Annotated in this window: 23 protein-coding genes and 2 pseudogenes; 17 read left to right on the top strand and 8 right to left on the bottom strand. The window is 69.9% G+C overall.

Annotated elements, in window-relative coordinates; all coding sequences use genetic code 11:
* Positions 1-87 precede the first annotated feature (87 nt).
* Positions 88-1,311 carry a saccharopine dehydrogenase family protein gene (locus ABTX78_RS09225; protein WP_352206156.1) on the top strand — a complete coding sequence of 408 codons (1,224 nt, stop codon included), beginning with the start codon at positions 88-90 and terminating at the stop codon, positions 1,309-1,311.
* Between the two features lie 88 nt (positions 1,312-1,399).
* Here the strand turns inward: ABTX78_RS09225 and ABTX78_RS09220 are convergent, their stop codons facing one another.
* The 3 genes from ABTX78_RS09220 to ABTX78_RS09210 all read right to left on the bottom strand — a co-directional run bounded on the left by ABTX78_RS09220 (position 1,400) and on the right by ABTX78_RS09210 (position 7,128).
* Positions 1,400-3,451, bottom strand: a complete 2,052-nt coding sequence (locus tag ABTX78_RS09220; protein ID WP_352206155.1) for a neutral/alkaline ceramidase — start codon at positions 3,449-3,451, stop codon at positions 1,400-1,402.
* A gap of 231 nt (positions 3,452-3,682) precedes the next feature.
* Entirely contained in the window at positions 3,683-3,850 is a 168-nt protein-coding gene (locus tag ABTX78_RS09215) for a hypothetical protein (protein ID WP_313942438.1), read from the bottom strand.
* 539 nt (positions 3,851-4,389) lie between these two features.
* On the bottom strand, positions 4,390-7,128 hold the full coding sequence (locus ABTX78_RS09210) for a PA14 domain-containing protein (protein ID WP_352206154.1): 2,739 nt from the start codon (positions 7,126-7,128) through the stop codon (positions 4,390-4,392).
* Between the two features lie 23 nt (positions 7,129-7,151).
* Between ABTX78_RS09210 and ABTX78_RS09205 the strand changes: the two genes are divergently transcribed.
* The 5 genes from ABTX78_RS09205 to ABTX78_RS09185 all read left to right on the top strand — a co-directional run bounded on the left by ABTX78_RS09205 (position 7,152) and on the right by ABTX78_RS09185 (position 13,073).
* Entirely contained in the window at positions 7,152-8,183 is a 1,032-nt protein-coding gene (locus tag ABTX78_RS09205; protein ID WP_352206153.1) for a LacI family DNA-binding transcriptional regulator, read from the top strand.
* A 154-nt stretch (positions 8,184-8,337) separates the two neighbouring features.
* Positions 8,338-9,429, top strand: a complete 1,092-nt coding sequence (locus tag ABTX78_RS09200; RefSeq protein ID WP_352206152.1) for an ABC transporter substrate-binding protein — start codon at positions 8,338-8,340, stop codon at positions 9,427-9,429.
* 146 nt (positions 9,430-9,575) lie between these two features.
* Entirely contained in the window at positions 9,576-11,096 is a 1,521-nt protein-coding gene (locus ABTX78_RS09195) for a sugar ABC transporter ATP-binding protein (RefSeq protein WP_352206294.1), read from the top strand.
* The gene (locus tag ABTX78_RS09190) at positions 11,089-12,054 is read left to right on the top strand and encodes an ABC transporter permease (RefSeq protein ID WP_352206151.1); all 966 of its coding nucleotides are present in this window, start codon (positions 11,089-11,091) and stop codon (positions 12,052-12,054) included. Before ABTX78_RS09195 ends, ABTX78_RS09190 begins: the two co-directional genes overlap by 8 nt.
* Positions 12,055-12,059: 5 nt before the next feature.
* Positions 12,060-13,073, top strand: coding sequence for an ABC transporter permease (locus ABTX78_RS09185; RefSeq protein WP_352206293.1), 1,014 nt, complete (start codon positions 12,060-12,062; stop codon positions 13,071-13,073).
* Between the two features lie 39 nt (positions 13,074-13,112).
* On the opposite strand, the gene ABTX78_RS09180 is transcribed toward ABTX78_RS09185, so the two are convergent.
* Positions 13,113-13,874 carry an SDR family NAD(P)-dependent oxidoreductase gene (locus ABTX78_RS09180; RefSeq protein ID WP_352206150.1) on the bottom strand — a complete coding sequence of 254 codons (762 nt, stop codon included), beginning with the start codon at positions 13,872-13,874 and terminating at the stop codon, positions 13,113-13,115.
* A gap of 330 nt (positions 13,875-14,204) precedes the next feature.
* Here ABTX78_RS09180 and ABTX78_RS09175 point away from each other — a divergent pair, with 330 nt between their 5' ends.
* On the top strand, positions 14,205-14,579 hold the full coding sequence (locus ABTX78_RS09175; protein ID WP_352206149.1) for an STAS domain-containing protein: 375 nt from the start codon (positions 14,205-14,207) through the stop codon (positions 14,577-14,579).
* Positions 14,580-14,742: 163 nt separating this feature from the next.
* Complete coding sequence (locus tag ABTX78_RS09170) at positions 14,743-15,327, top strand: GNAT family N-acetyltransferase (protein WP_352206148.1); 585 nt, start codon at positions 14,743-14,745, stop codon at positions 15,325-15,327.
* Positions 15,328-15,369: 42 nt separating this feature from the next.
* Here ABTX78_RS09170 and ABTX78_RS09165 read toward each other — a convergent pair whose 3' ends face one another.
* Positions 15,370-15,801: a response regulator gene (locus ABTX78_RS09165; RefSeq protein WP_352206292.1), complete on the bottom strand. Its 432-nt coding sequence runs from the start codon at positions 15,799-15,801 to the stop codon at positions 15,370-15,372.
* Positions 15,802-16,005: 204 nt separating this feature from the next.
* On the opposite strand from ABTX78_RS09165, the gene ABTX78_RS09160 reads away from it, so the two are divergent.
* Complete coding sequence (locus ABTX78_RS09160) at positions 16,006-17,595, top strand: sensor histidine kinase (protein WP_352206147.1); 1,590 nt, start codon at positions 16,006-16,008, stop codon at positions 17,593-17,595.
* A complete protein-coding gene (locus ABTX78_RS09155) occupies positions 17,595-18,827 on the top strand; it encodes a PP2C family protein-serine/threonine phosphatase (protein ID WP_352206146.1) in 1,233 nt (410 codons plus the stop codon). The genes ABTX78_RS09160 and ABTX78_RS09155 overlap by 1 nt, the downstream gene beginning before the upstream one ends.
* A gap of 77 nt (positions 18,828-18,904) precedes the next feature.
* Here ABTX78_RS09155 and ABTX78_RS09150 read toward each other — a convergent pair whose 3' ends face one another.
* The gene (locus ABTX78_RS09150; protein ID WP_352206145.1) at positions 18,905-20,080 is read right to left on the bottom strand and encodes a DUF3103 family protein; all 1,176 of its coding nucleotides are present in this window, start codon (positions 20,078-20,080) and stop codon (positions 18,905-18,907) included.
* Between the two features lie 206 nt (positions 20,081-20,286).
* Between ABTX78_RS09150 and ABTX78_RS36120 the strand changes: the two are divergent.
* The 3 genes and pseudogenes from ABTX78_RS36120 to ABTX78_RS09140 form a co-directional block, all read left to right on the top strand.
* Positions 20,287-20,514, top strand: a pseudogene (locus ABTX78_RS36120) (aminotransferase class III-fold pyridoxal phosphate-dependent enzyme); the annotation flags it as partial.
* A 26-nt stretch (positions 20,515-20,540) separates the two neighbouring features.
* Positions 20,541-20,951, top strand: coding sequence for an aminotransferase class III-fold pyridoxal phosphate-dependent enzyme (locus ABTX78_RS09145; protein ID WP_502993814.1), 411 nt, complete (start codon positions 20,541-20,543; stop codon positions 20,949-20,951).
* 72 nt (positions 20,952-21,023) lie between these two features.
* Positions 21,024-21,698, top strand: a complete 675-nt coding sequence (locus ABTX78_RS09140; protein ID WP_352206144.1) for a LysE family translocator — start codon at positions 21,024-21,026, stop codon at positions 21,696-21,698.
* Positions 21,699-21,894: 196 nt separating this feature from the next.
* On the opposite strand, the gene ABTX78_RS09135 is transcribed toward ABTX78_RS09140, so the two are convergent.
* Entirely contained in the window at positions 21,895-22,233 is a 339-nt protein-coding gene (locus ABTX78_RS09135) for an STAS domain-containing protein (RefSeq protein WP_352206143.1), read from the bottom strand.
* Positions 22,234-22,420: 187 nt separating this feature from the next.
* Positions 22,421-22,600: pseudogene (locus ABTX78_RS09130) on the bottom strand (glycoside hydrolase family 19 protein); the annotation flags it as partial.
* Positions 22,601-22,826: 226 nt separating this feature from the next.
* On the opposite strand from ABTX78_RS09130, the gene ABTX78_RS09125 reads away from it, so the two are divergent.
* From ABTX78_RS09125 to ABTX78_RS09110, 4 genes are all read left to right on the top strand, one after another.
* On the top strand, positions 22,827-23,207 hold the full coding sequence (locus tag ABTX78_RS09125; RefSeq protein ID WP_352206142.1) for a hypothetical protein: 381 nt from the start codon (positions 22,827-22,829) through the stop codon (positions 23,205-23,207).
* Between the two features lie 62 nt (positions 23,208-23,269).
* Positions 23,270-25,003: a sodium/solute symporter gene (locus ABTX78_RS09120; RefSeq protein ID WP_352206141.1), complete on the top strand. Its 1,734-nt coding sequence runs from the start codon at positions 23,270-23,272 to the stop codon at positions 25,001-25,003.
* The gene (locus ABTX78_RS09115) at positions 25,000-26,220 is read left to right on the top strand and encodes a histidine kinase (RefSeq protein WP_352206140.1); all 1,221 of its coding nucleotides are present in this window, start codon (positions 25,000-25,002) and stop codon (positions 26,218-26,220) included. The genes ABTX78_RS09120 and ABTX78_RS09115 overlap by 4 nt, the downstream gene beginning before the upstream one ends.
* Before the next feature lie 188 nt (positions 26,221-26,408).
* Positions 26,409-26,912 (top strand): DUF6328 family protein, encoded by a 504-nt coding sequence (locus tag ABTX78_RS09110; protein ID WP_352206139.1) that lies wholly within the window; start codon positions 26,409-26,411, stop codon positions 26,910-26,912.
* The last annotated feature ends 10 nt before the right edge of the window (positions 26,913-26,922 follow it).

Below are 26,922 nucleotides of genomic sequence, written 5' to 3'. Positions count from 1 at the left end.
TAGTGGCGCACGCGTTGGATCGAATGAGGACAGGCGCCGCAATCTGGAGCGGCGCCCCGCAGGCTGTGCCTGGAACGGAGATCTGCCATGCGTGTACTGCTCGTGGGGGCCGGCGGGGTCGGTACCGCCATCACCCGGATCGCGGCCCGCCGCTCCTTCTTCGACCACATGGTCGTCGCCGACTACGACCTCACGCGGGCCGAGTCCGCCGTGGCGGCCCTCGCACCCGACCAGCGCTTCAGCGCCGAGCGGATCGACGCGGGCGACGAGGCCGCCGTTGCCGCCCTGCTCCGGCGCGAGAACTGCGACGTGCTGCTCAACGCCACCGACCCGCGTTTCGTCATGCCGCTCTTCCAGGCGGCCCTGTCCGCCGGGGCGAACTACCTGGACATGGCCATGTCCCTGTCCCGCCCGCACCCGGAGCGCCCCCACGAACTGTGCGGGGTCAAGCTCGGCGACAGTCAGTTCGAGCGGGCCGGGGACTGGGAGAAGGCGGGCGCCCTCGCCCTCGTCGGGATCGGCGTCGAACCGGGTCTGTCCGATGTGTTCGCCCGGCACGCCGCCGACGAACTCTTCGACGAGATCGAGGAGATCGGCATCCGTGACGGAGCCGATCTCACCGTCGACGGCTACGACTTCGCCCCGTCCTTCAGTATCTGGACGACCATCGAGGAGTGCCTCAACCCGCCGGTCGTGTGGGAGGCCGACCGCGGCTGGTTCACCACCGCCCCCTTCAGCGAGCCCGAGGTCTTCGACTTCCCCGAGGGCATCGGCCCGGTGGAGTGTGTGAACGTCGAGCACGAAGAGGTGCTGCTGGTGCCGCGCTGGGTCGAGGCGCGCCGCGTCACCTTCAAGTACGGCCTCGGCGAGGACTTCATCCGGACCCTGCAGACGCTGCACCTGCTGGGCCTCGACCGGACCGACCCCGTGCCGGTGCCCGCGGCGGACGGATCGGGGACCGTGCAGGTCTCCCCGCGGGACGTGGTCGCGGCCTGCCTGCCCGACCCGGCGACGCTGGGGGAGCGGATGCACGGCAAGACCTGCGCCGGCACCTGGGTCAAGGGCACCAAGGACGGCCGCCCGCGCGAGGTCTACCTGTACCACGTGGTCGACAACCAGTGGTCCATGCGGGAGTACGGCTCACAGGCGGTCGTGTGGCAGACCGCCATCAACCCCGTGGTGGCCCTCGAACTGCTCGCGTCCGGCACCTGGTCGGGCAGCGGGATCCTCGGTCCCGAGGCGCTGCCGGCCAGGCCCTTCCTGGACCTGCTGACGGAGTACGGCTCGCCCTGGGGCATGCGGGAGCAGTGACCGGCCGGTGCCGGTGTACGGGCCGCGCACATGCACGGCCCGCACACCGCCGGGTTCGAGGTGTCAGCACACCGCCTCGCTCAGGACGTCAGCCCACCGTGAAGGCCGGCGACACCCCGGTGAACGGCGTGATCCTGCCGAGCAGGTTCTTCGAGTCGCCGAAGTGCACGATGCGATACGTGCCGGGGGCGGCGCCCGCACCGACGGACCAGGTGATCGTGGCCTTCGACGTGCCGGTCAGACCATTGATCCGCGTCCAGCGGTACTTCGTCTCCCAGTCGCCGTCGTCCAGGGTGCGCACCCACTGCCCGTCGACGAGCCGCTGCACCTCCAGGAAGGTGCCGGCCCGCCGCAGATTGTTCTTCGGGTGCCCGGTGGCGAAGTCGACGGTCACCGTCTGACCACGGCTGTACGACGCGGCAGGCGGGGTGAGGACCGACCCGAACGAACTGTTCGGAGGCGGGTTGTCGTACACGACGCCGGTCTGGAAGTTGAACTGCCGGGCCGACTCGTCCGGCGGCGCCGTGCCGCGGTCCAGCGGGGTACCCGCGCGCAGGGACGCCGCCACCCGGGCGAACTCCTGCTGGTACGCGGGCAGGGTGTAGCGCCCGTACAGCGTGGAACCGCCCTCGTACTGCTGGGCGTCGTACTCCTCCGGCGTCGTCACGTACTGGCTGTAGGCGTTGGCGTACCCCTGAAGCAGAACTCGGTCGAGCGGCACACCGAGCTGCGCGGCCACGGTGCGGCGGACGCGCAGACCGGAGGTGATGGTGAACTCTCCCGGGCCCGCGACGAGGTAGAGCTCGCCGATCTTCATGATCTGCAGCGGCATGATCTTCGGAGTGACCGGATGGACGTTGCTCAGCAGTCCGGTGGGGACCAGGCTCGCCTTCGGGTACTGGCAGGCCGCGAGCCACGAGGGCGTGTCGATGTGCAGCGCGTCGATGATGGCGGCGACCGGGGTCCGCATGCCCTCGGTGAAGCCGGGGATCGCCGGCCCGTCCTCGACACTGCCGGCGAGCGTGGACGCCCCCACGACGGCCGGGCAGGTGCGGTGCTCCTGCTGGTCCGGGGTGTAGGCGCCGCTCACGGTGACGTTCTCCATGTCGACGTACGTCAGCCGTGAGTCGACACCGCCGCTGACCGGCTTGGCGTTCCGGTAGACCTCGCTGGCCTTGTCGAACTGGCGCTCACCCAGGATGCGTGCGTTCTCGAACTCGTCCTCGGTGGGCCCCGAGCCGGGCTTCAGATTGAGGTTCGGCGACATGTCGCCGGCGTTCGTGTTGGGGAAGGCGGCGACGAAACCCGGGGAGTTGTCGAGGTAGCGGACGCCCTCGTGGTCGTGCTCCCAGGTGTAGGCCGCATACCCCTTGTTGTCGGGGCTGATGAGCGTGTTCTTGTTGGTGATCGACGTGTTGTGGGTGGCGAACCAGCTGATCGCGCCCGCGTCCTTGTCACCCTGACGGAAACGCAGCACGGTCATGGCCGGGTCGATGCCACCGGGGAACGCGGCCCGGTCGTAGGCGGGGTTGCGCTCGAAGGCGGTGCGGGAGCGGTTCACGCTGGCATTGGTGAGGGTGCCGGTGCCGAGACTGATCGTGCCCGGCTTCAGATCGTCGTGCGCCTTGGCGACCGAGTCGACGATGCCGTCGACGATGGCGCGGTAGGTGCCGCTCTGGAAGCCGAGGACGGAGAGGTTGTAGGCGACATGGTGGGAGTAGCCGCCGGGCCCGGAGTGCGTGTGGGTGGCCGACAGGAGCACGTTCTCGTCGCCGTACAGGCTCCCGTAGCGCTCCTTGAGGCGGGCCATGACGCCCTGTTGGACGGACTGGAAGATCATGGCGAGATCGGCGTTGACGTACACCACGCGTTTGCCGCTCGCCCGGTCCACGACGACGAAGGCGCGGGACCGCTGCCGCTGATGGATGCCGGACGTCTTCTGGTCGAAACTCGAATAGCCCATCATCCCGGTCTCGGCGGCCTCGCCGGTGACGTCGGAGATGCCGCGGCCGACGAGGTACTCCCCGTCGAGTGCGGCACCCGAGGCGGGCGAGGGGGCGCCGAGAGTGACCGCTCCCAGGGTCGCGGCGAGCGCCACGATCGGGAGTTTGCGTCGGGAGCGGCGGGGTGTGGGGGGCATGGAACCTCCTGGGGCGGGAGAAGACCTGTCGCCCGGTCCCGGTCGGCGGCTCACCGGCCTGTGGTGGTCCCGGAGCGGTGCCCCGACGGTAGAGGGGTGTGACCTGCGTCGCATAGATCTCTACCAGCCAGTAAGAGCCTTTCGCGGCACCGCCGTCCGACCCGCGAGGGGATATCCGCCTCTATGCGGGGGTCCACCCCTCTTACTCCGTGCGCCGACGCGCGGAGCCGGTCACTCGTTCGCGAGGAGATCCTCGGCGCCGTCGAGCGAACCGTCGGCAACGATCGGAACGGAGACCGGGAGGCCCAACGGGCCTTCCTGTGTGTCGGCGTGCGCCTGGGGCGACGGGGTGAGCAGGGATGCCACGACACCGGTGACAAGGGAGGCAACAGCGGCCATGCTTCGCTTCTTCATGACGTGGTCAACGTCCGACGCCCCTCGACGTCACGGTTCGCGTGGCGTGCTCGGGGCAAAAGGCTGCACCGCCGGCCGGGCCGGACCCGCTGTTGGTTCGGTGCCGGCCGTCACGACGCGGGTCCACGGCCCGGTGCGTCCGAACCATCAGTCGGCAGACGGTCACCCCACGTGCCTGAAGGTCCGTCATGATCGCGTCGGGGGTCGCCGAAGTACGCGCGGTCCCGCATCGTGACGGGCGGTCCGACCCGCTCCAGGGACGGCAGTTCGAGCAGAGGGCCGGCGTTCTCCAGCGACGTACACGACCCGAGAGAGCGCGGTGGCGCCGACGGTCAGCGCGCCTGCCCGCAGGAAGCGGCGCAGGTCGAGGGGCAGGAGGGCGCTCCTGCCGGTGGGATGTCGAGGGAGCGGCCGTGCGTCCCGGTGAGCGCCGGGGAACGGGGGCCGCGCGGCCCGGTGTCGAAGGGCCGAGGGGGCCGGGTGGCCCGCCCACCTCGCCAAGTGAGGTGGGCGGGCCATTCGGATCAGGGGTTGGTGCAGGTGAGTGTGCCGTTCTCGGCGCCCTTGATCAGCGCCTCGTGCGCAGCCTTGAGGCGGCCGACATCGGACTTGACCACTCTGCGGTCATAGGTGATCAGACCGTTCAACTCACCCTCCACATCGGTGATCTGGGTGTAGACCGCACCGTTGCCGCCCTTGCACGCGGCGAGTTGCCCGACCTCGTTCAGCCGGTCGACGTAGACATCGGTGTACTTGTCCTTCTCGACACCGACATAGGTGTGCTGGACCGGGAAGGAGTGTCCCGGCACGGCGAGGCCGAGACCGCCGTACTCGCCGCTGACCAGGGCCCGTTTCCCGTCGGAAGCGGGCAGCAGCGCGGTGGGATAGCCGTGCGCGTCGGCGATGTCCCCGTTGCCGCCGTCGACCGCCCCGCAGCAGTTGACTCCGCTCATGTTGTTGACCAGCCGGGTCGGGTCGAGCGACTTGGCGTAGTCGGCGATCCTGGCCTGGTCGTACTGGCCCCAGCCCTCGTTGAACGTGACCCACATGATGACCGAGGGGTGGCTGTCGTGCTGCTCGATCATCCGCTTCAGTTCCAGCTCGAACTGGGTGCGGGCCGCCCCCTGCGGCGTCCTCGGCATGGACGGCATGTCCTGCCACACCAGCAGACCGAGCCTGTCGGCCCAGTAGAACCAGCGGTCGGGTTCGACCTTGATGTGTTTGCGGACCGAGTTGTAGCCCATGGCCTTGTGCATCTTCAGGTCGTACGCGAGCGCCTGGTCCGTCGGCGCGGTGTGCAGGCCGTCCGGCCAGAAGCCCTGGTCGAGGGTGGCCATGGAGTAGACGGGCTTGCCGTTGAGCAGGGTGCGCTGCTTGCCGTCGACGGTCTTGACCTCGACACTGCGCATACCGAAGTAACTGCCGACGCGGTCCCTGCCGACGGACACCTCGAGCCGGTACAGATGCGGGTCCTCCGGCGACCACAGATGCGGGTCGGGCACCGGGACGGTGAGCGGCTTCCCGGTGGTGCCCCGGGCCCGGCCCACCTCACGGCGGCCGTCGTAGGCGACGGCCGTGACCGGTACACCGGCCCTGGTGCCGCGTACCTCGACGGCGACCTTCTCGCCGGTCACATCGGGGGTGGTCTTCACATCCGTCGCGCGGTCGGCGGCGACCGGCTCCATCCACACCGTCTGCCAGATGCCCGAGGAGGAGGTGTAGAAGATGCCGCTCGGGTCGAGCCGCTGCTTGCCCATCGGCGGATTCTCGCCACCCGCCGCGTCCGTCGGGTCGTAGACGCCGACGATCAGCTCCTGCGGGCCACGCCCCTTGAGGGCGTCGGTGACATCCACGCTGAAGCGGTCGTAGCCGCCCTTGTGGTCGGCGAGCTTCTTGCCGTTGACGTACACGGTGGTCTGCCAGTCGACCGCGTCGAAGTTGAGTTGCAGACGCCTGCCGTCGCCGACCTGCCAGTTCGGCGGCACGGTGAAGGTGCGGCGGTACCACATGCGGTCCTCGTGCCGCTGGATGCCCGAGAGCTGGGACTCCACCGGGTACGGCACCAGGATGCGTTCGCGCAGCTGCTTCCCGAACGGCGGCGCCTCACCGGCCTCCGCGCCCGCGAACTCCCACCGGCCGTTGAGGTTCTTCCAGTCCTTGCGGGTCATCTGCGGCCGCGGGTACTCGGGGAGCGCGTTGTCCGGTCCCACCTGCGAGGCCCAGGGCGTCTTCAGTTGGTACGTCGAATTGATCGGGCCGCTCGTCCAGAACTCCGCGACCGCCTTGCCGTCCGCGCGGGTGAGGCCGCCCCGACCGTCGTAGCGGACGTCGGCGGAGCCACCGTGACCGCCGACGACCGGCTCGTCCAGCGGCACGATCAGCCGCTTCGGGTCGGCCGGGTCGAGCCGGGCCGCACCCCGCGGCCACTCGGTGCCGCCGATCTCGATGCCCAGATGCTCATCGAGCCCCGCCGGGGGAGCGGCGAGGGGCTCGGCGAAGTCGAGGGTGAGGGTGCGGCCCGTCTTCTCGACGGCCACCGCGGTCGGGCCGTCGTAGTCGAAGCCGTCGGGGAGGGTGAACGCGGACTGGGGCACGGCCTTCTTCTCGCCGCCCGGGGGCGTCCAGCGCAGATGGAGGTTGGAGCCGCCGAAGTGCTCGAAGTACTCCACCTTGATGTCGTACGCGCGGCCGGCTTCGAGCGCGACGGGCTGCGAGTTCTGCTCGCGGTCCCAGTCGTCGACCCAGTGGTCGATGACGAGCGAGCCGTCGATCCAGAGCCGGAATCCGTTGTCACCGATGATCGAGAAAACATGGTCGCCGGTCTTCTCCGGTGTGATCCGGCCGGTCCAGCGGACGCTTGCGTCGTCGGCCTGGCCGGTGCGTGCGCGCAGTCGTGGTTCGAGGTCGTTGAAGTCCAGTGACGGATCGACGGCCGTGGTCTTGAGGGTGCCGAAGTCGAAGGCACCGGGGGCGGACTGAAGGAAGTAGTCGCCTTTCAGACCGTGTGCGGCCGCGGGCTCCGCGGCCTCGTTCTGAGCGGCGGCCGGGCCGGTCGTGGTGAGCAGAAGGGCGAGTACGGAGAGGAGGGCGACGGCCCAGCCGTGCAGGCTGCGCCATGGACGAGAGGAGAGTGATCGCACGGAACCTCCGGGAAACGGAGAAGCGGGTGCTGGCTCTGCCGGTTGTCCCCACCATCTTGTATAACGTTGGAAACAAGGGCAGTTGGCATGACAGCACGCCTCCTGCGCCCTGTCCAGGTGCATGACAAGCGGGGATGGAGTGTCGGGTGAGGGTGAGCCTCAAGGACGTCGCCGAGCGGGCCGGTGTGTCGATCAAGACCGTCTCGAACGTCGTGAACAACTATCCGCACGTCACACCGGCCATGCGCACCCGGGTGCAGCAGGCCATCGACGAACTCGGCTATCGCCCCAATCTCACCGCCCGCCACCTGCGCAAAGGGCGCACGGGCATCATCGCGCTGGCCGTCCCCGAGCTGGGCAACCCCTACTTCGCCGAACTCGCCGGAGCGGTCATCGACGCGGCGGCGGAGCACGACTACACCGTGCTCCTCGACCACACCGGGGGCAGCCGGGAGCAGGAGATCCTCGTCTGCCAGGGGTTCAGGTCCCGGGTGATCGACGGGTTGATCCTGAGCCCTCTGGAACTGGAGACGGAGGATCTCGCCGCGCGGGCGGACGACATCCCGATGGTGCTGCTCGGCGAACGGCGTTACGACCTGCCGTACGACCACATCGCCATCGACAACATCGCCGCGGCACGGGCCGCCGTGCGCCATCTGCTCGACCTAGGCCGCCGGCGTATTGCCTTCCTCGGCGCGCGCCAGGACCGCGTCCATCAACCCGCTCACCTGCGCCATCTCGGCTGGCAGGCGGAGCTGGCCGCCCAGGGGGTGCCGATCGACGAGGCGCTGGTGGTGCACAGCCGCGGCTGGGGTCGCGAGGACGGCGCTGTCGCCATGGCCCAGCTGCTCGACTCGGGAGTGGTGCCGGACGCGGTGTTCGCGTACAACGACCTGGTCGCCGTGGGAGCGATGCGGGTGATGTACGAACGTGGGCTGCGGGTGCCCGAGGACATCGCCGTCGTCGGCTTCGACGATGTGACCGAATCCCGGTTCGGAGCAGTGTCGTTGACCACGATCGCCCCGGACAAACAGGTGATCGCCCGCCTCGCGGTCGAGTCCCTGGCGAGCCGGCTCGACCGGGACCAGGACGGCGCCGTGACGCGAACCCCGCGTGAGCTCCAGCCGGGGTTCGCCCTGGTGGAACGCGAGAGCACCCTAGGGCGAACATTCGCCTGACGTGTCGTCAACTCCGTGGCCTGCACGGTCTTCTGTGGGGTCGCGTAGGACACCAGTTGCTGCGCGGGGTGTTTACAGCGTCCTTCCAACGATGTAAAACCGTCCCGGATGTGGTCCACCACCCGGCCCTCGGCGCCTTGAGATGGGGAGTCCCATGAAGCCGCACGCCCGCCTCACGATCACCAAGAGCCTTCTCTCCGTCGGTCTCACCGCGACCCTCGCGCTGTCCACGGGCTGCGCCAAGTCCGAGGACGACCCTACCGAGAGCAAGGGTTCCGCCTCCGGCGCGACGCAGGACAGCGGCCAGAAGGTCGCCGAGAGCAGCAGTGGCGAAAAGTGCGGCATCGAGGCCTACGGCGGCAGGAAACTCGACCTCAAGGGCGCCACGGTCGGCTTCTCGCAGTCCGAGAAGGAGGCCAATCCGTTCCGCATCGCGGAGACGGCGTCCATCAAGGCCGAGGCCGGGAAACGGTCCGTCAAACTCCTCACGGCCAACGCCCAGTCGCAGTTCTCCAAGCAGATCAGCGACGTCCAGGACCTGATCGCCAAGGGTGCCGACCTGCTGGTCATCGCCCCGCTGAACTCCGACGGCTGGGGGCCCGTGCTTCAGCAGGCGAGCGCCAAGAAGATCCCGATCGTCACCATCGACCGCAAGATCAACGCCGAGCCCTGCAAGGACTACATCAGCTTCATCGGCTCCGACTTCACCGAGCAGGGCAAGCGCGCCGCGGACCAGATGATCGACGCCACCGGCGGCAAGGGCGAGATTGCCATCCTCCTCGGCGCCCCCGGCAACAACGTCACCACCGAACGGACCAAGGGCTTCAAGGACCGGATGGCGGAGAAGGCCCCGGACCTGAAGGTCGTCTTCGAGCAGACCGGTGAATTCGCCCGCGAGAAGGGCCAGTCGGTCACCGAACAGCTCATCCAGTCCAAGCCGGGCATCACCGGGATCTACGCCGAGAACGATGAGATGGGTCTCGGCGCGGTCAACGCCCTCAAGGGCGCGGGGAAGAAGGCCGGCGCCGTCAAGATCGTCACCATCGACGGAACCCGCAACGCCGTCCAGGGCATCGTCGACGGCTGGATCCACGGTGTCGTCGAGTCCAACCCCCGCTTCGGCCCGCTGGCCTTCCAGACCCTCGACAGCTTCACCAAGGGCGAAGAGGTCGGCGAGAACATCGTGATCCAGGACAGCGAGTACACCCAGGGCAATGCCAAGGGCGACCTCGGCAAGGCGTACTGAACGTGACCGCGGAGGACTCCCGGGACGGGACCGGGCAGGGAGCCCGGGGAGACACCGTGCACGAGAGCGCGGCACGGAAGGAACCCCGGGCCGGGGCCCGACAGGAACCCCCGGACGATCCGGCCGCCGACCGGGCCCGCCGCGTACTGGAGGTCCGGGGTCTGACCAAGCGCTTCCCCGGCGTCGTGGCACTCGACGACGTGACGTTCGCGGCCCGCGCGGGGGAGGTGCACGCGCTCGTCGGAGAGAACGGCGCCGGCAAGTCCACCCTGATCAAGGTTCTCACCGGCGTCCACCACCCCGACGAGGGCGACCTCGTCCACCTGGGCGAACCGGTGTCCTTCGCGACACCGCTCGCCGCCCAGCATGCGGGCATCTCGACCATCTACCAGGAGGTCAACCTCATCCCGCTGATGAGTGTGGCCCGCAACCTCTGCCTCGGCCGCGAGCCCCGCACCCGTTTCGGCCTGATCGACTTCGGACGCATGCACCGCGAGGCCGGCCGGACCCTGCGCGAGTACGGCGTACACGTCGACGTCCGCAGGCCCCTGCGCGAACTCGGCGTCGGTGCCCAACAGATGGTCGCGCTCGCCCGGGCCGTCTCGGTGGACGCCGGCGTGGTCATCATGGACGAGCCCACCTCCTCACTGGAGCCGCGGGAGGTCGAGACCCTCTTCGGCGTCATCCGCAGGCTGCGCGACCAGGGCATCGCCGTCGTCTACGTCAGCCACCGCCTGGAGGAGCTGTACGCCGTCTGCGACACCGTCACCGTCCTGCGCGACGGCCGCGTGGTCCACACCGGGCCTCTCGCCGAGACCGACCGTCTCGCCCTCGTGTCCCTGATGCTGGGCCGGCCGCTCGGCGAGGTACGCGCGGAGGGTGTCACCAAGTTCTCCGGCGCCCACGACACCGGACAGGAACCCGTCCTGCTCGCCGAGGGCCTCACCAGGCGCCACCAGCTGCACGACATCTCCCTGCGCATACGCCCCGGCGAGGTGCTCGGCCTCGGCGGGCTCCTCGGCTCGGGACGCAGCGAGACGGCGAAGGCCATCGCCGGGGCGCTGCCGCTCGGTTCGGGCCGGATCACGGTCGCCGGCACCGCGCTGCGCACCGGTTCGACGCCCGCCGCGATCCGGGCGGGCATCAGCCTGCTCCCCGAGGACCGCAAGGCCGAAGGCATCGTGCCCGGCCTGTCGGTCCGGGAGAACATCGCCCTCGCGGCCCTGCCGCGACTGTCCCGCTTCGGCCTCGTCTCCGACACACGTATCGACGCAGTCGTGGACACCTTCATGAAGCGGCTGCGCATCAAGGCGTCCGGACCGCACCAGAAGGTCGGCGAACTCTCCGGCGGCAACCAGCAGAAGGTGCTCCTGGCCCGCTGGCTCGCCATGCATCCCAAGGTGCTGCTGCTCGACGAACCCACCCGCGGCATCGACGTCGGCGCCAAGGCCGAGGTCCAGAAGCTCATCGACGAACTCGCCGAGGACGGTCTGGGAGTCCTGCTGATCTCCTCGGACGTCGAGGAGCTGATCGAGGGCTCCGACCGGGTGGTGGTGCTCAGGGACGGCGCCGTCGTCGGCGAACTGTCGGGGGACGACGTCACCGAGGACCGGCTGATGCAGGCGATCGCCGCGGCGGCCGAGGAGGAGGCGGTCACGCATGGCTGACGTGGCGCTGCGCAAGGCGGTCCCGGCGGACAGGGCCGTACTGCTGCGCCGGCTTCAGGAGTACGGCGTCTACGGCGGGCTGGTCGTGCTGCTGGTGTTCAACATCGCCTTCACCGACAACTTCCTGTCCGCCGAGAACTTCCGCACCCAGGCCGTCCAGGTCTCCCCGATCCTCATCGTCGCTCTCGGCATGGCGCTCGCCATCGGGACCGAGGGTGTCGATCTGTCGGTCGGGTCCGTGATGGCCCTGTCGACATCGCTGCTGGCGCTCTACCTCGGCTACGGTCCCTGGCTCGCCCTGCTCGTGGTCCTCGTCGGCGGCGCGGTCGTGGGTCTCCTCAACGGCTCGCTCATCGCGTTCGTCGGGGTACAGCCCATCGTGGCCACACTGGCCCTGATGGTCGCCGTGCGCGGCCTCGCACTCGTCCTGCTCCCGCAGCTGAAGGACGTGCGCAACCCCGGTATGGCCTCTCTGGGCTCGGGTGACGTCGCGGGCATCCCCTACGTCGTGCTCATCGCCGTCGCGCTGGCACTTCTCGTCGGGTTCGCCGTCCGCCGCACCACCTTCGGCCGTCAGCTGCTGGCGATCGGCGACAGCCGGCCCGCGGCCCAGCTCGCCGGACTTCCCGTCCGCCGGATGCTCGTCCTCGTATACATCTGCTGCGGCATGCTCGCGGCGGTCGCCGGCTTCCTCGCGACCGCCCGGCTCCAGGCCAGCGACCCGACCTCGCTCGGCAATCTCATGGAACTGTCCGCCATCACCGCCGTGGTGGTCGGCGGCACTCCGCTCTCGGGCGGCCGGGTGCGGATCGCCGGAACAGTCGCCGGAGCTGTGCTGATCCAGCTGCTCACGGCGACGCTCATCAAGCACGATCTGCCGCCGTCCTGGACGCAGATCGCCCAGGGCGCGGTGATCGTCCTCGCCGTCTACGCGGCACGGGAAAGGGGAAAGCGGTGACCGTCATGAAGGAGCAGCCCGCCTCCCTCGCGACCACGACGGACGAGGGCACGCCGGGAAGCGGCCGCGGCGAGCGGCTCAGCGCCCTCGCCCAGCAACACGGCGCACTGGTGGCACTCGTGGTCCTCGCCGCCGTCGCCTCGTTCTCCTTCGACTCTTTCGCCACCGGAGACAACCTGGAGAACATGGCGGTCTCCTCCGCCTTCCTGGCCGTTGTGGCGCTCGGAATGACCTTCGTCATCATCACCGGCGGCATCGATCTGTCCGTCGGTTCGGTCTTCGTCCTCGGGGGTGTGCTGGCCGCCTGGGGATCGCAGTACGGGACCGTCGTCGCCATCCTGCTGCCGCTCACCGTCTGCGGACTCGTCGGTCTCGTCAACGGACTGCTCATCGCGAAGGCGCGGCTCGCGCCGTTCATCGTGACGCTGGCGACCATGCTCGCCGCCCGCGGAGTGATGCTGAACATCACCGACGAGGGTGGAATGACCTATCTCGTCGACGAGGACGCCTTCTTCGCGCAGCTCGGCCAGGGCAAGGTGCTGGGCATCGGGACGCCTGTGTGGATCACCGTCGTGCTCTTCGTGATCGGGGCGGTCGCCCTGCGCCGCAGCCGCTTCGGTCAGCACGTCTACGCCGTCGGGGGCAACGAGGACGCCGCGGCGCTGATGGGCACGCCCGTCGCCCGTACGAAGATCATCGTCTATGCGCTCTCGGGGGTGTTGGCCGGGCTGGCGGGCGTGCTCAACGCGGCGTGGCTCACCTCCGGCGTGACCATCCTCGGCATCGGCATGGAACTGGACGCGATCGCCGCGGTCGTCATCGGCGGAACGCTGCTGTCCGGTGGTATGGGCTTCGTCAGCGGCTCGCTGGTGGGTGTGCTGCTGCTGAAGGTGATCCAGAACATCATCAACCAGATCGGCTCGCTCGACTCGGCGTACCAGCAGGTGGCCAGTGGGGCGTTCCTGGTCGTGGTGATCATCGCGCAGACCTGGCTGGGACGCCGCCGACGGGTGCTCTGACCGGCGGCCGGGTACGTCCGACCGGCGTCCCGGAGCCCGTCACATTCCGCCGGCGACCCGCATGATCGTCCCCGTCGCGAAGGAGGCATCACCGGAGAGCAGCCACGACACGGCGCCGGCGATCTCCTCGGGCTGCCCGGCCCGTCCCATCGGGATGACGGCGGCCATCCTCTCGGGGCGCTGCGGGTCCGCGTGGAAGTCGGTCCAAATGACGCCCGGAGCAACGCAGTTGACCCGGATTCCATCGGCTGCCACCTCCTTGGACAGACCGACGGTCATGGTGTCGACGGCGGCCTTCGCGGCGGCGTAGTGCACGTACTGGCCGGGGCTGCCGAGCGTCGCCGCGGCCGAGGAGACATTGACGACGGCGCCTCCGCCGGTCCGCGTCATGTCGCGCACGGCACGGCGGGCGCACAACAGATATCCGAGGACGTTGACTTCGAGGGCGCGCCGCATGCCGTCCGCGTCCGCTTCGGCCAGCGGTCCGTTGGGCCCGCTGACGCCGGCGTTGTTGACCAGCCCGGTCACGGTGCCGAGCTCGGCCGCGGCGTCGAAGAGCCGGTCGACATCGCCCTCGTCGGTGGTGTCCACCCGCACGGCGAGCGAGCGGCGGCCGGCCTCGCGAACGGTGGCGGCGACCGCTTCGGCGGCGGTGGCGTCCGAGGCGTAGCCGACGACGACGTCGTGGCCGTCCGCGGCGAGTCGTGCGCAGATCGCGGCGCCGATGCCACGGCTGCCTCCGGTCACGATGGTGAGCTGGCGCACGGAGACCTCTCGCTCTCTGTCCGGTGACGTCGACACGATCACCCTACGACGGCGGCGGGCAGGCGCTGCGGCCGCCGGAAGAGACGGCGTGCGACCCTCCGCGCGTCGCTCCAACCCGCCCTGACCAGGGGGAAGGTGACCGTGCGTGAGGCACGCGGGAGGTGGAGGGGTGGCGTCGGCTGTCCTTGCTGTGCAACGCTGGGAGGAAGAAGAGGCTGTGTCCGGTTCTTTGGCAAAGAGGATCTGGGGACAGGGGTTCTCCGAACGTTGCCCCCTTCACGGGCATTCGGCCCCCTCCATCGCTGACCGGTACGCGAAATCTCCGGCCGCCGTGGGCTTCCGACCCCGCAAGGGGGACCGCCCCGCATGAAGACCATCACCACCATCAGCGGCACCACCGCGACCATCACGTTCCACACGGACATCGACTTCGAGTCGCTGCACGAGATCGAGGCGGCCGTGACCCTGCCGGCCACGGTGACGGACGTGACCTGGAACCTGGAGAACACCCCCTTCATGGATGTCACCGGCCTCCGGTTGCTCCAGGAGCAGCGCGACGCCGCCCGTGCCCGGAAGGGCTCCCTCACCGTCACTGGTCTGCACAGCCAGCCGCAGCGCCTGCTCCAGACGGCCGCCGAATTGTTCCCCGCCATGGACTGGGACCAGTTCCTTCCCCGGCCCACGCATTTCCCCGCCCCTGGCCTGTCGGCCCGGGGATCGGGAGTGGTCGGCATTTCCTGAAGCATTCGCGGGCCGGATTCACGCGCGCCAATCGCGCGGCACGTACGCATTCGAATGCCGTGGTCCGGCCCCTCCGCGAAACGACGCGGTGACCTGCATTCCCGCAAACCGCCATACCGTTGCGCTGCCTGTTGATGAAAAGCGCCGGTGCTAATGTGGCGGCATGTCTGAGTCCGAGCACCGCGTCGTTGTCGAAGGCTCCCGGATTCTTACGCCGCGGCTCATTCTGCGGCCCTGGGAGCGAGAGGACGCCGAGCCGGCCCTGTCGGTCTACGGATCCGACGACGTGGCCCGCTGGCTGGCGCCGGCCGTGGAACGCGTGCCGGACGCGCAGACCATGCGGGCGTTCATCGATCACTGGATCGCCGACTCCGAGACCCGCGAGCAGCCGCAGGGGCGCTGGGCCGTCGTCCTTCGGGAGACCGGTGAACTCATCGGGGGAGCGGCACTGTTGCCGCTGCCCCCGTACGACGTCGACCTCGAGATCGCCTGGCAGCTGGCGCCGGACGCATGGGGCAAGGGACTGGCGGCCGAGGCAGGCCACGCTGTCGCCCACCACGCGTTCGCGTCGGGGATCGACGAGCTCTTCGCGGTCGTACGGCCCAACAACGCGCGGGGTGCCGCGACCGCACGGCGCGTCGGGATGGCCTGGGTCGGCGAGACCGAGAAGTACTATGACCTCCGGCTCCAGGTGTACCGCCTGCGCAAGGCCGATCTGGACGCGCCGGCACAGCCCTACGGGATCTGAACCCCCGCCCCCTGAGGGGGGCCGGGCGCTGTGAGGGGTCTGCTACTCGCGGGGGAGCTTCGCCGCGGTGTCGAGGTAGAACGCGTCGATGCTCTGCACGGCCCGGTTGAAGTCGTCGAGGTTGACGGGCTTGGTCACATACGCGTTGGCGTGGCGCTGGTACGCGCCGGTCACGTCGTCGGGTGCTGCCGAAGTCGTGAGAACCACCACAGGGATGGCACGCAGGGCATCGTCGGCCTTGAGGATGGCGAGGAGCTCCCGGCCGTTCATGCGGGGCATGTTCAGATCGAGCACGATCAGATCCGGCTTGGGGTTCTCGGAATTGCGCAGATAGTCCAGCGCGGCAACGCCGTCCTCGACCTGAGTGAGGTTGCGGGCACCGCGTTCGGAGAGTGCGTCGCCGATGAGCATGGCGTCGGCGAGGTCGTCCTCGACGAGCAGCACGTCGTAAGGGCGTGCTGAAGCTGTCATCATCATCGTCGGCTCCGGGTGCGGTGGGAGGTGGTGCTCGGGGCGGTGGCGAGTGTCCGCCGTATCCGGTTCCCGCCTGCGGTGGCAGGCAACCTCACTTTAGGCGGGAGCTGCAGTGTAGAACAACAACAGTTGTCGGACAGCAGTTAAAGTGGCGCCTGCCGCGGGGGGCTCGGACAGCGGCGAAGCGGAGGGCGGACCAGAGTGGTGACAGACGAGACCGGCCGGAGGTCCGGACGGGGCGGCCCGTGGGCCACCTGGACGACCCGGCAATGGCTGCGGGTGGGCGTCGGCGTGGCCCTCGCGGTGCTCGCGGTCCTCGGAGGCGTCGGCATGTGGACGCTGAGCCGCACCACTGACCTCACTCATCAGCTGGTCGACGTCCGCTCGCCGGCACTGATCAACTCCGTCCGGTTGGAAGCCGCGCTCCTCAACCAGGAGACGGGCGTTCGCGGTTACGGGCTCAGCGGCCAACAGCAGTTCCTCGGCCCGTACACCCAGGGGCTGGCCGACGAGCAGGCCGCCCTCGACCGGCTGCGTCCGCTGGTTCGCAAGGACGGCCGTGCGCTCGCCGACATGGAGACGGTGCTCGCGCGCGCGGAGCGATGGAAGGAGCGGGTCGCCCGCCCCATCGCGGGGGCGGCCTCCGGTCCGGCCGTGGCGCTCGCGGACGAGCGTGCGGGTGAGGGCAAGACCACGTTTGACGATCTGCGCCGGTCGATGGACCGGCAGCAGGACTATCTGCAGGAGGCACGGACCGCGGCCGGCTCCGACCTCGAACGGGCGACCCGGCAGCGCAACGGAGTGTTCATCGCGATCGGTCTGCTGATCGTGCTGCTCGCCGGACTGGTCTTCGAAGGCCTGCGGCGAGGCATCACCGACCCGCTGACCCGGCTCAGCAGCGACGCACGCCTGGTGGCCGAGGGCAGCTTCGGCCACGCGATCACCGCGACGGGACCGGCCGACCTACGCCGGCTGGCCGGGGACGTGGAGGCGATGCGGCAGCGTCTGTCGGACGAGCTCGGCTTCGCCGAGGAGGCGCGGCAGCGCCTCGACGAGCAGGCGGCGGATCTTCGGCGGTCCAACGCCGAACTGGAACAGTTCGCCTATGTCGCCTCGCACGACCTTCAGGAGCCGCTCCGGAAGGTGTCGAGTTTCACCCAGCTCCTGCAGCGCCGCTATGCCGGCCAGTTGGACGACCGGGCGGACCAGTACATCGGCTTCGCCGTCGACGGCGCCAACCGGATGCAGCGGCTGATCAACGATCTGCTGGCGTTCTCCCGCGTCGGGCGCGTCCACAATCAGCAGGAGGTCGTCGATCTGGAGACGGTCGCGGACGGCACCGTGGAGGCGCTGAGCGTCGCCATCGAGGAGTCCGGCGCCGAGATCACCCGCGATCCGCTGCCCACGGTCGTGGGGGACGCCACACAGCTGGGCATGCTGTGGCAGAACCTGATAGCCAACGCGGTGAAATTCCGCAGCCCCGATCGGAATCCTCGCATTCACGTCGAAGCGCGGCGCGACGGCGACACATGGCGATTCGCTGTCACCGACAACGGCATCGGTATCGGGCCGGAGTTCGCGGAGAAGGTCTTCGTCATCTTCCAGCGGCTGCATACGAAGGACGCCTATCCCGGCAATGGTATCGGCCTGGCGATGTGCAAGAAGATCGTGGAATTCCACGGCGGCACCATTGCCATCGACACCACCCACAGCAAGGGGACGCGGATCCTGTTCACCCTCCCTGTCCACACACCCGTCGAGGGCGACGACACGACCGGAGAACCGAGACCGTGATGCCCGCCGGTTCGGCCGATCCCCGGTACCGCATCCTGCTCGTCGAGGACGACGCGGGAGACGCGGTCCTCGTGCGCGAGTACCTCGCCGACACCGAGCTCGCGTACACACTCCAGTGGCACAAGACGCTGAGCGAGGCGCGGACGGAGCTGCAGGGCCGGACGGTCGACTGTGTCCTGCTGGACCTGCATCTGCCGGACGCGGTGGGGCTGAGCGGGGTGTCGGCGATCCAGGAGGCGGCGCCGGACGCGGCCGTCATCGTGCTGACCGGTCTGGCCGAGTCGCAGGCCGGCGCCGACGCGCTGGCGGCGGGCGCCCAGGACTACCTGGTCAAGGACAAGGTCGAGCCCGAGCTGTTGCAGCGAGCAGTGCGCTACGCCGTACAGCGAAAGCAGACCGAACGCGCCGGTGCCGACCTCCAAGCCGGACACCTGCGCGCGCAGGAGAACGCCCGGCTGGAGCGCGGCCTGCTCCCGCAGCCCATGCTCGGCATCGCCGGGACCCCCGCCGTCACGGCGACCAGCCGTTATCTGCCAGGCCGTGAACGCGCCCTGCTGGGCGGCGACTTCCTCGATGTCGTCGAGACCGACAACGGACTCGTGCACGCGGTCATCGGCGATGTCAGCGGTCACGGTCCCGACGCGGCCGCTCTGGGGGTCTGCCTGCGCATCACCTGGCGCGCACTGGTCCTGGGCGGCCACCGGGGCCACGAACTGCTGCGTCTGCTCGAACGCATGCTGGTTGCGGAACGCGCCCAGACCGATATGTTCGCGACCTGCTCGCTGGTCACCCTGGACCTGTCGGCGAGCACGGCCACGATCCACCTCGCGGGCCACCACGAACCGCTGCTGACGGATTCCGGCGCGACCGGGGAGGTCGTTGCCCAGCACGGGATCGGCCTGGGCATAGCACCCGGAGTCGAACACTGGCCCCCGACGACCCTGCGGCTTCCCCGGGTGGGCACCCTGACCCTGTACACCGACGGCCTGTTCGAAGGGCATGCGGGCGATGGCGGCGACCGACTCGGGCCGGACGGGCTCCTGGCGCTCATCAACCGCCTGTCCTCGGACGACCCGGACAGTCTTCTCGACCGGCTGATCGCTGCTGTCAGCGAGCTCAACGCCGGGCGCCACACGGACGACCTGGCCATCCTCCGCCTCGACTGGGCGACCGCACGGGTCGGCGCGCAGCCGGGGCCGCCGACCCTGCCGGGCGGTACCACGAGCATGTGACGCAGTTGCGGGACCGGCCGAAGGAGCCCCGGTCCGTCCCCCCGAGAAGGCGGGCGGACCGGAGCGTCCGACTGACCCTAGAAGCCGGAGACCCAGTAGGGCTCCAAGGTCATCGAGCCGTTGTCGCGAGCGCCGCCGGACGAGCCGGACAGCGATTGGGCGAGTGTGTACCAGGAGTCCACGTAGTCCGGATCGTCGGTCCACCAGTCGTCGGGCATGGCATCCAGGACGGCGTTGACCAGGGGAATGTACGCGCCCAGGTCGGCGATGGTGAGCAGGACACCGGCGATTGCCGTCGCGAGGGCCCGGTAGTTGGTACTGCCGTCCTCCTCCATCATCACCACGTCGGCGAGGTTGTACTTGTAGGTCGACCAGTTGACCAGGATCTGGTTGGGGCTGTAGGTCTTTCCGTCCTCGTCGAGGTACGGCATGTCGACCGGGTCGACGCGCACCTTGCCGTCGAGGCCGAATCCGGTCACCAGGGAGTAGATCTCGGCGTCGCCCTTGACCCACGGTTCCTCGTCGTCGGACAGCCGGACCGAGGAGATACGGCTGGTCCAGAATCCGTTCGCGGTGGCGGCGGCCGGAGGTGTCGCCGGGCCGGAGAGGCCGTGGGCGGCGAACTGCTCGCGCAGGACGGCCATGCCCGCGGCGACGGCCTTGTCACCGTCGAGGTCGATCACATAGACGGGGCGTTCGGGGATCTTCCGCATGTCCAGCAGGTGGGTGCGGCCACGGCTGTCGTAGGCGGTGACGGCGGTGGTGTCGTCGTCGGAGGGCGCGGCGGCCACCACGGGCTCGGCTCCTGCCCCGAGCGCCCGGCGCATGGAGCTGTCACCGAGGCGCAGTTGCAGGAGCGAGCCGGTACCGGCGCGGAGTCCCTTGGCACGGGCGAGGTCGCGGTCGGCATCGGCAATGGCGGACTTCAGGCTCTCGGCGGCAGGTGAGCCGGGCTTGTCGACGAGCGAGCCGAGCGTCACCGCGGGGGAGGCGAGGGCGGCGTTTCGTATCTCGCTTCGCCAGGCAGGCCGGCCGAGGGACGCGGCGAGCGTTCGGGCCGTACGGTCCTCGATGCCGGCGACGGCCTGGGCGCGTATGCCGTCCGCCGGGTGTGCGGAGGCGGGGGCCGTGCGCTCCGCGGAGGGGGCTGGGGCGGTTGCCGCGGCCGAGGCGGCCGGGACGCCGAGGAGGCTGAGAGCGGAGAGGGCGGCACACACGACGGTCGTTCTGTACCGGTACCGGTGCTTGGTCACGCGAGTCTCCTGTGAGGTGGGGGGTGAGCCTGTGCAGGGACGTGCGAGGTGCGGCCGGTTGTCTATGCGGGTAGAACCCGGCCCGGCGACAAGAATGACGGTGTCATGCCAAGGCGACAAGAGGGCTTGCCGATCAGATATCTGACGGGCAGTGAGGCGTGCGGACGCGGCCCGGGAATCCCGGGCCGCGCCGTGCTCTTCGACCGATGGGAGGCGCCGAAGTCCTTGCGCTCCGGCGACGCCCGGCAGAGCGTGCCTGGCTCAGGGCGCTCGCCTCGTGGACCCGGGCGCATGGCACCCTGCTGGTGGCCGACGACATCCACATGGGCTGCGGGCACACCGGCCCGTTCTTCTCCTTCGAGACGGCCGGGATCGTCCCCGACATCACCTGCCTTTCCAAGTCCATCAGCGGGTACGGGATGCCCATAGCCCTCACACTGTTGCGCCCCGTGTACGACGTGTGGCGGCCGGGCGAGCACAACGGCACCTCCGGGGCTACAACCCGGCGTTCGTCACCGCTGCCCGTGCCCTGGAGGTGTTCTGGTCCGACGGCGCCCTCGCGGCCCGGACCGCGACACTGGGCGAACGCGTGCGCCGCTCCCTCGCCGAAACGGCGCACCACCACGGCCTGGCCGGTCCGCGCGGGCGGGGCCTGGCCTGGGGCCTTCCCATGGACCGCCCGGGCGCGGCCCGCGAGGTGTGCGACGCCGCATACCGGGCGGGACTGCTGCTGGAGACCGCAGGCCCGCAGGACGAGGTGGTCAAACTGCTGCCCCCGCTCACCGTGGCGGAGGGGCAGTTGGAGCAAGGCCTGGCGATACTCGACGAGGCCGTCGCGGCGGTCTCCGGCACCCGGACCCTGGTGGCCTGACCGCGACCCCGGTCCGCAGACGCGCACGATCCCCCCGGCCGCAAGGCCGCGGGGCGGACGAACGGAGAACGAATGTCGGTCGATCTCATCGGCTTCCTCGGCGTGGTGCTGGTGGCGTACGTGGTCCCCGGGCCGGACTTCCTGGTGGTGGTCCGCTCGGCGGCAGAGCATCCCGCCAAGGGGCGGGCGGCGGCGCTGGGGGCCCAGGCCGGGCTGTGCGTGCACATGCTCGCCGCCGCCATCGGCCTGTCGGTGATCGCCGCCCGCTCCCCCCTGGTCTACGACACCATCAAGCTCCTGGGCGCCGCCTACCTCGTCTATCTGGGTGTGCGCGCGGTGCTCGCCGCCCGGCGGGCCGCCCGGGAACGCGCCGCTGGGCGGACGGAAGGGAGTGAGAGCCCGTACGCCGCCCCGCCGGACCCACCGGGAGAACCGCAGTCAGCCGGCGCGCGGTGGCGCTCCGGCTTCGCCCAGGGATTCCTCACCAACGTGCTCAACCCCAAGGCGGCGCTGTTTTTCCTCAGCATCCTGCCGCAGTTCGTCAACGGTGGCGGCTCGACGACCCGGCAGATCTTCTTCCTGGGCATCCTGGACGTCCTGATCGGGATCGTCTACTGGTTCGCCCTGGTCGCCGTCGCCGCCCGGCTACGCACTCTGCTGGCCCGCCCGAAGGTCCGCCACCGCTGGGAGCTGACCACCGGCTGGCTGTTCATCGCCATCGGTATCGGTGTCGCCGCGGTCGCCTGACCGGTCGTCCGAGGCGCACCGGGCAGCCGGGCACCGGCCCGCTCACCAGGTGAGCCCCGGCCGGCCCTCGACCATGGACCGTGCAGCCCAGGTCACGATCTCCACTCCCGTCCCGCGGATGCACTTCACTCCTGCCACGGGGTGATCTAGGCGTTCGGGACCCCCCTGCGCCATGCCCGGGTACGAAACGACAGCCTCACGTCATGGTGGCGATCTCGGCGAGGCCGGTGTGCCGCAGTGTCCGCTGCACCATCCGCGGCGTGCCCTGGATGGTGACTGCTGGGGCTTCGCGTAGGGAGGTGATGGCCCGTATCAGTGCGTAGGCGCCGGCGAGTTCGAGGCGGGTGACTTCGTGCATGTCGATGAGCCATTCGCCGGCTCGGCTCAGTGGCGGGGCGTTGAGGGTTCTTTCCAGCTCCGGCAGATCCTCGGTCCTGATCTCTCCGGACAGGACCAGTTCAGCCCGCCGGCCGTCGGCCGCGTAGACCGTGATGCCCGGTCCGGTCGTTGGGATGGTGGGGTTTTCGGCTGCCACGGTGACCTCCCTCGGGCGCCCACGACGCTCCGCTGTTTCCTGTGGGCGCCCGCCCGACGCCCGGGCTACGCGGGCGACGATCACGGGACGGCCTCTGGGCCGCGGTGCGGGCCCGCATGCCCCTGTTGCTGTGGTTGGACTTCCGGCACAGGGCATGCCGCGGATGCGGCGGCTCAAAGGTTGATACGACGGACGGAGACTGCTCGACTTGCCAGGGGTTGCCGAGCAGGTCGATGCCCAGCGCGTCACCGGCGGCCTTGTAGTTCAAGTTCCAGCTGACCTGGATGGGGCCGCGGCCGTAGTAGGCGGCCTGGCCGGCGGGGCCGCCGTAGGGCCGGCTCCAGTCGCAGTAGTGCGGGTAGGTGGCTTGCAACCCCCTGCATGCCTCCGGAACGTGAAGTCGGGGATGTCCCCGGGCGGTACTCCTGGGCCTGCCGCCGCCTCCAGGGCGTGTAGCGCTCGTCCGCACCCTGGGCGGTAGGGAAGCTTCCGGTTCCGTATCGCCGTCCGTTCTGTGTCTACCGTCGGTAATCGCTCCTGCGTAGACTCCACATCTCCCCCGAGCCCGACGAGAGACGCTGGAGCGGACGACGATGTCTGCAGAGCAACACCCCCGACGTGAAGTCGTCACCGGCGTACCGCGCAGTGCCCGGCGGGCCCCCGGCCACGCGCCCGCCCGCTCCGAGATCAGTGAGCAGACAACCCTCGGCGCCACCTACGTGCGCTCGCTCATGCGCAGCCAGCTCAGGGCCGCGCTCTACGCACTCGGCACCCTTGCCCTGCTCGTCGGTTCACTGCCCCTGCTGTTCGCGCTCCCGGCCGCGCTCGACGGCAGCCCGGCCTCACCGGAACCGTTCGTCTGGGCGGCGCTCGGCCTCGCCGTCTACCCCGTGATGTGGCTGACGGCTCGCTGGTACGTGCGGCGGGCCGAGCGCAACGAGCAGGACTTCACCCGACTCGTCGAAGGACGCTGACGGGTGCTGCGGACGGCAGGGCCCGGTGACCGGGCCGGCACACGGCGGCCGGACGGGCGGAGATGAACCAGACCTACGCGGTCACCGCCGTGACCGTGGTGGTGCTCGCCACGGTGCTCATCGGCGCTCTCGGGCTGCGAATATCGCGCACCACCTCGGACTTCTACGTCGCCTCACGGACGGTGAAACCGGGCCTCAACGCGGCGGCCATCAGCGGTGAGTACCTCTCTGCCGCGTCCTTCCTCGGTATCGCCGGCCTGGTGCTGCTCCAGGGGCCGGACATGCTCTGGTACCCCGTGGGATACACCGCCGGGTACCTCGTCCTGCTGGTACTGGTGGCAGCCCCCCTCCGCCGCTCCGGGGCCTACACCCTCTCCGACTTCGCCGAGGCCCGGCTGGAGTCCGCCGCCGTGCGCCGGCTCGCGAGCCTCTTCGTCGTCGGTATCGGCTGGCTCTATCTCCTGCCCCAACTCCAGGGCGCGGGCCTCACCCTGGAGATCCTCACCGGCGCACCCGACTGGGTGGGCGGCCTCGTCGTGGCCGTGGTCGTCACCGGGGCGGTCGCGGCGGGCGGCATGCGCAGCATCACCTTCGTCCAGGCCTTCCAGTACTGGCTCAAACTCACCGCACTGCTGGTGCCCGCGCTCTTCCTCGTCGCGGCCTGGGCTCATGACGACGCCCCGCGCGCCCGGTTCGACGCGCCCGCGCTGCTGCGCGAGCACACCGTCGTCCGGGTGGGCGACACCGTACGCGTGGAGCTGGAGATGCCACTCACCCTCACGGTCCGCGGGGAGATCGACGGCACCGCGTACGACAACCGCACCGTCACCCTCGACGAGGGCACCCACCGGATCGACGCCGGTACCCGCCTCGGCTTCCCCGAAGGCGCGGAGGTGCCCGAACGGGCCTTCACCGGCGACGATCCGGCGGGCTGGTCGCAACCGCTGTCCGGCGGGCGCGACGGCTACCACCTGTATGCGACGTACGGGCTCATCCTCGCCACCTTCCTCGGCACGATGGGCCTCCCGCACGTCGCTGTCCGCTTCTACACGAGCCCCAACGGGCGCGCCGCGCGCCGCACCACGCTCGTCGTGCTGGGACTGATCGGCGCGTTCTACCTGCTGCCTCCCGTGTACGGAGCGCTCGGCCGGATCTACGCACCCGAACTCGCCCTCACCGGGGACGCGGACGCCGCCGTGCTGGTGCTTCCGGAGCGCGTCGTCGGCGGGATCGCGGGCGATCTGCTGGGTGCGCTGCTCGCGGGCGGCGCGTTCGCCGCCTTCCTGTCCACCGCGTCCGGGCTGACCATGTCCGTCGCGGGCGTGATCACCCAGGACGTCCTGCCCTCACGCGGCGTACGCCACTTCCGGCTCGCGACCCTGCTCGCCATGGTGGTTCCACTCGCCGTGAGCGTCGTCGCCACGAACGTCCCGGTCGCCGATGCCGTCGGGCTGGCGTTCGCGGTGTCGGCGTCCTCGTTCTGTCCGCTGCTGGTGCTCGGCATCTGGTGGCGAAAACTCACGCCGCCGGGCGCTGCCGCGGGCCTCGTCATCGGCGGCGGCACGGCGCTCACCGCGGTGATGGCCACCCGCGCCGGACTCGCGCCCGAAGGCTGGCCGCACACCCTGATGGCGTGGCCGGCCGTCTGGTCCGTACCGCTGGGATTCCTCACCATGGTGCTGGTGTCGCTCGCCACCGCACGCCACATACCGCGGGGCGCCACCGCCATGCTGGCGCGACTGCATCTGCCGGAAGACCTCGTCGGCAGACCCCAGCCCGAGGGAGCGGAGCGATGACCGGGACCGGACTGGCGGCACTCGCGGCGGCAGGTGTCGTCCTCCTCGTGATCGGTGTCGTCGTCGGCCGCCTCACCGCACGCCGTGGCGGGGAGAGGGACCTCGACCTCGGCACGCCCGTCGAGCGGGCCACCTTTCACACCCTGCACACCGCGTCGCTCGCCGCGCCGCCCCTGCGGGCCGGACTGACCGAGGACACGGCCCGCAAGGCCGCCCGCCGGCTGCGTTCCCTCCTCGGCACCGAGGCGCTGTGCCTCACCGACCGGGAGACCGTGCTCGCCTGGGACGGTCCGGCCGCCGACCACCACCGACTGCGGGTGATGGAGCCTGTCGCCGAAATGCTGGAGTCGGGGCGCAGCATGAGTGTGCGCACCGACTGCGACGAGTTGGAGTGCCCGCTGCGCTGGGCGGTGATCGCGCCGCTGACCGGTGAGGAAGGGGTGCTCGGCGCGCTCGTCGCCTACGGCTCCCGGGAGTCGGCCGTGCTGGTGCGGGCCACGACCGAGGTGGCCCGCTGGGTGTCCGTACAGCTGGAGCTGGCCGAACTCGACCGGTCCCGGACCCGGTTGATCGAGGCGGAGATCCGCGCACTGCGGGCCCAGATCTCACCGCACTTCATCTTCAACTCCCTCGCGGCGATCGCCTCGTTCGTCCGGACCGACCCCGAGCGCGCCCGCGAACTGCTGCTGGAGTTCGCGGACTTCACCCGCTACTCCTTCCGCCGGCACGGCGACTTCACCAACCTCGCCGACGAACTGCGGTCCATCGAGCAGTATCTGGCGCTGGCCGGGGCCCGGTTCGGCGACCGGCTGAAGGTGACCCTCCAGGTCGCCCCCGAAGTACTGCCGGTGACGCTGCCGTTCCTGTGCCTCCAGCCGCTCGTCGAGAACGCCGTCAAACACGGCCTGGAGGACTCCAGGAACGAGTGCCGGGTCACCATCGCCGCCCAGGACGCTGGTGCCGAGGCCATGGTGACCATCGAGGACGACGGCGTGGGAATGGACCCGGCCGTGCTACGCGCGATTCTCGCGGGGGAGCGGCCCGCGACATCGGGCATCGGTCTCTCCAACGTCGACGAGCGACTGCGCCAGGTGTACGGGGACGACTACGGCCTCGTCATCGAGACCGGCGTCGGTGCGGGCATGAAGATCACGATGCGGTTCCCCAAGTACCGCTCAGGTGTGCACTCTTCGGCGGGCCGCCGCTCCTCCGGATGACCCGCCCGTGCGCCGTCGTCGTACGCGCGCCGCAGACGTCTCGTACGTGCGCGAGGGCGGGGACCGCACCTGCGCGAGGGACGTGGCCGTGTGCGCGCGCATGCCCTGGCCGACCTCAGCGGCCTGATCTGCGGATTCCCGGGTACCTGATGCGGACGTGGATCATTCACTGATGGGAGGGGACGTCGATGGCGACGGAAGCGCAGCAGGATGCCGTCAGAGCGGACGGCCGGGACGAGACGCCGGACGAACGGGCCGATCGGCAGTGGGGCGAACTGGTCCAGGAGATACGCGTCGCCCAGACCGGTGTGCAGATCATGTTCGGCTTTCTGCTCACCGTCGTCTTCACGCCCCGGTTCGTCACGCTCTCAGGCACCGACAGGGCCATCTACATGGTCACCGTGGTGCTCGGCGCCGCCGCTGTGGGTGCCATGATCGCGCCCGTCGCCTTCCACCGGATCGTCTCCGGACGGCGTATCAAACCGCATGCGGTGCAGTGGGCTTCGCGGCTCACCTTCACCGGACTGCTCCTGCTCCTGGCCACGCTGGTCTCGGCGCTCCTGCTGATCCTGCGGGCGGCCACGCACGACCACATCGTGCCCTGGATCGTCAGCGGAGTGTTCGCCTGGTACGTGCTCTGCTGGTTCGTGCTGCCTCTGTGGGCGAAGCGCCGGCACACCACGGCCCCGTGAGCGGAACCCG

Origin of the sequence: Streptomyces sp. NPDC096193 (genome assembly GCF_040302905.1) — a bacterium.
In the GTDB taxonomy this organism is placed as follows: Bacteria; Actinomycetota; Actinomycetes; order Streptomycetales; family Streptomycetaceae; genus Streptomyces.
This window is presented reverse-complemented; position numbering and strand designations above follow the sequence as displayed.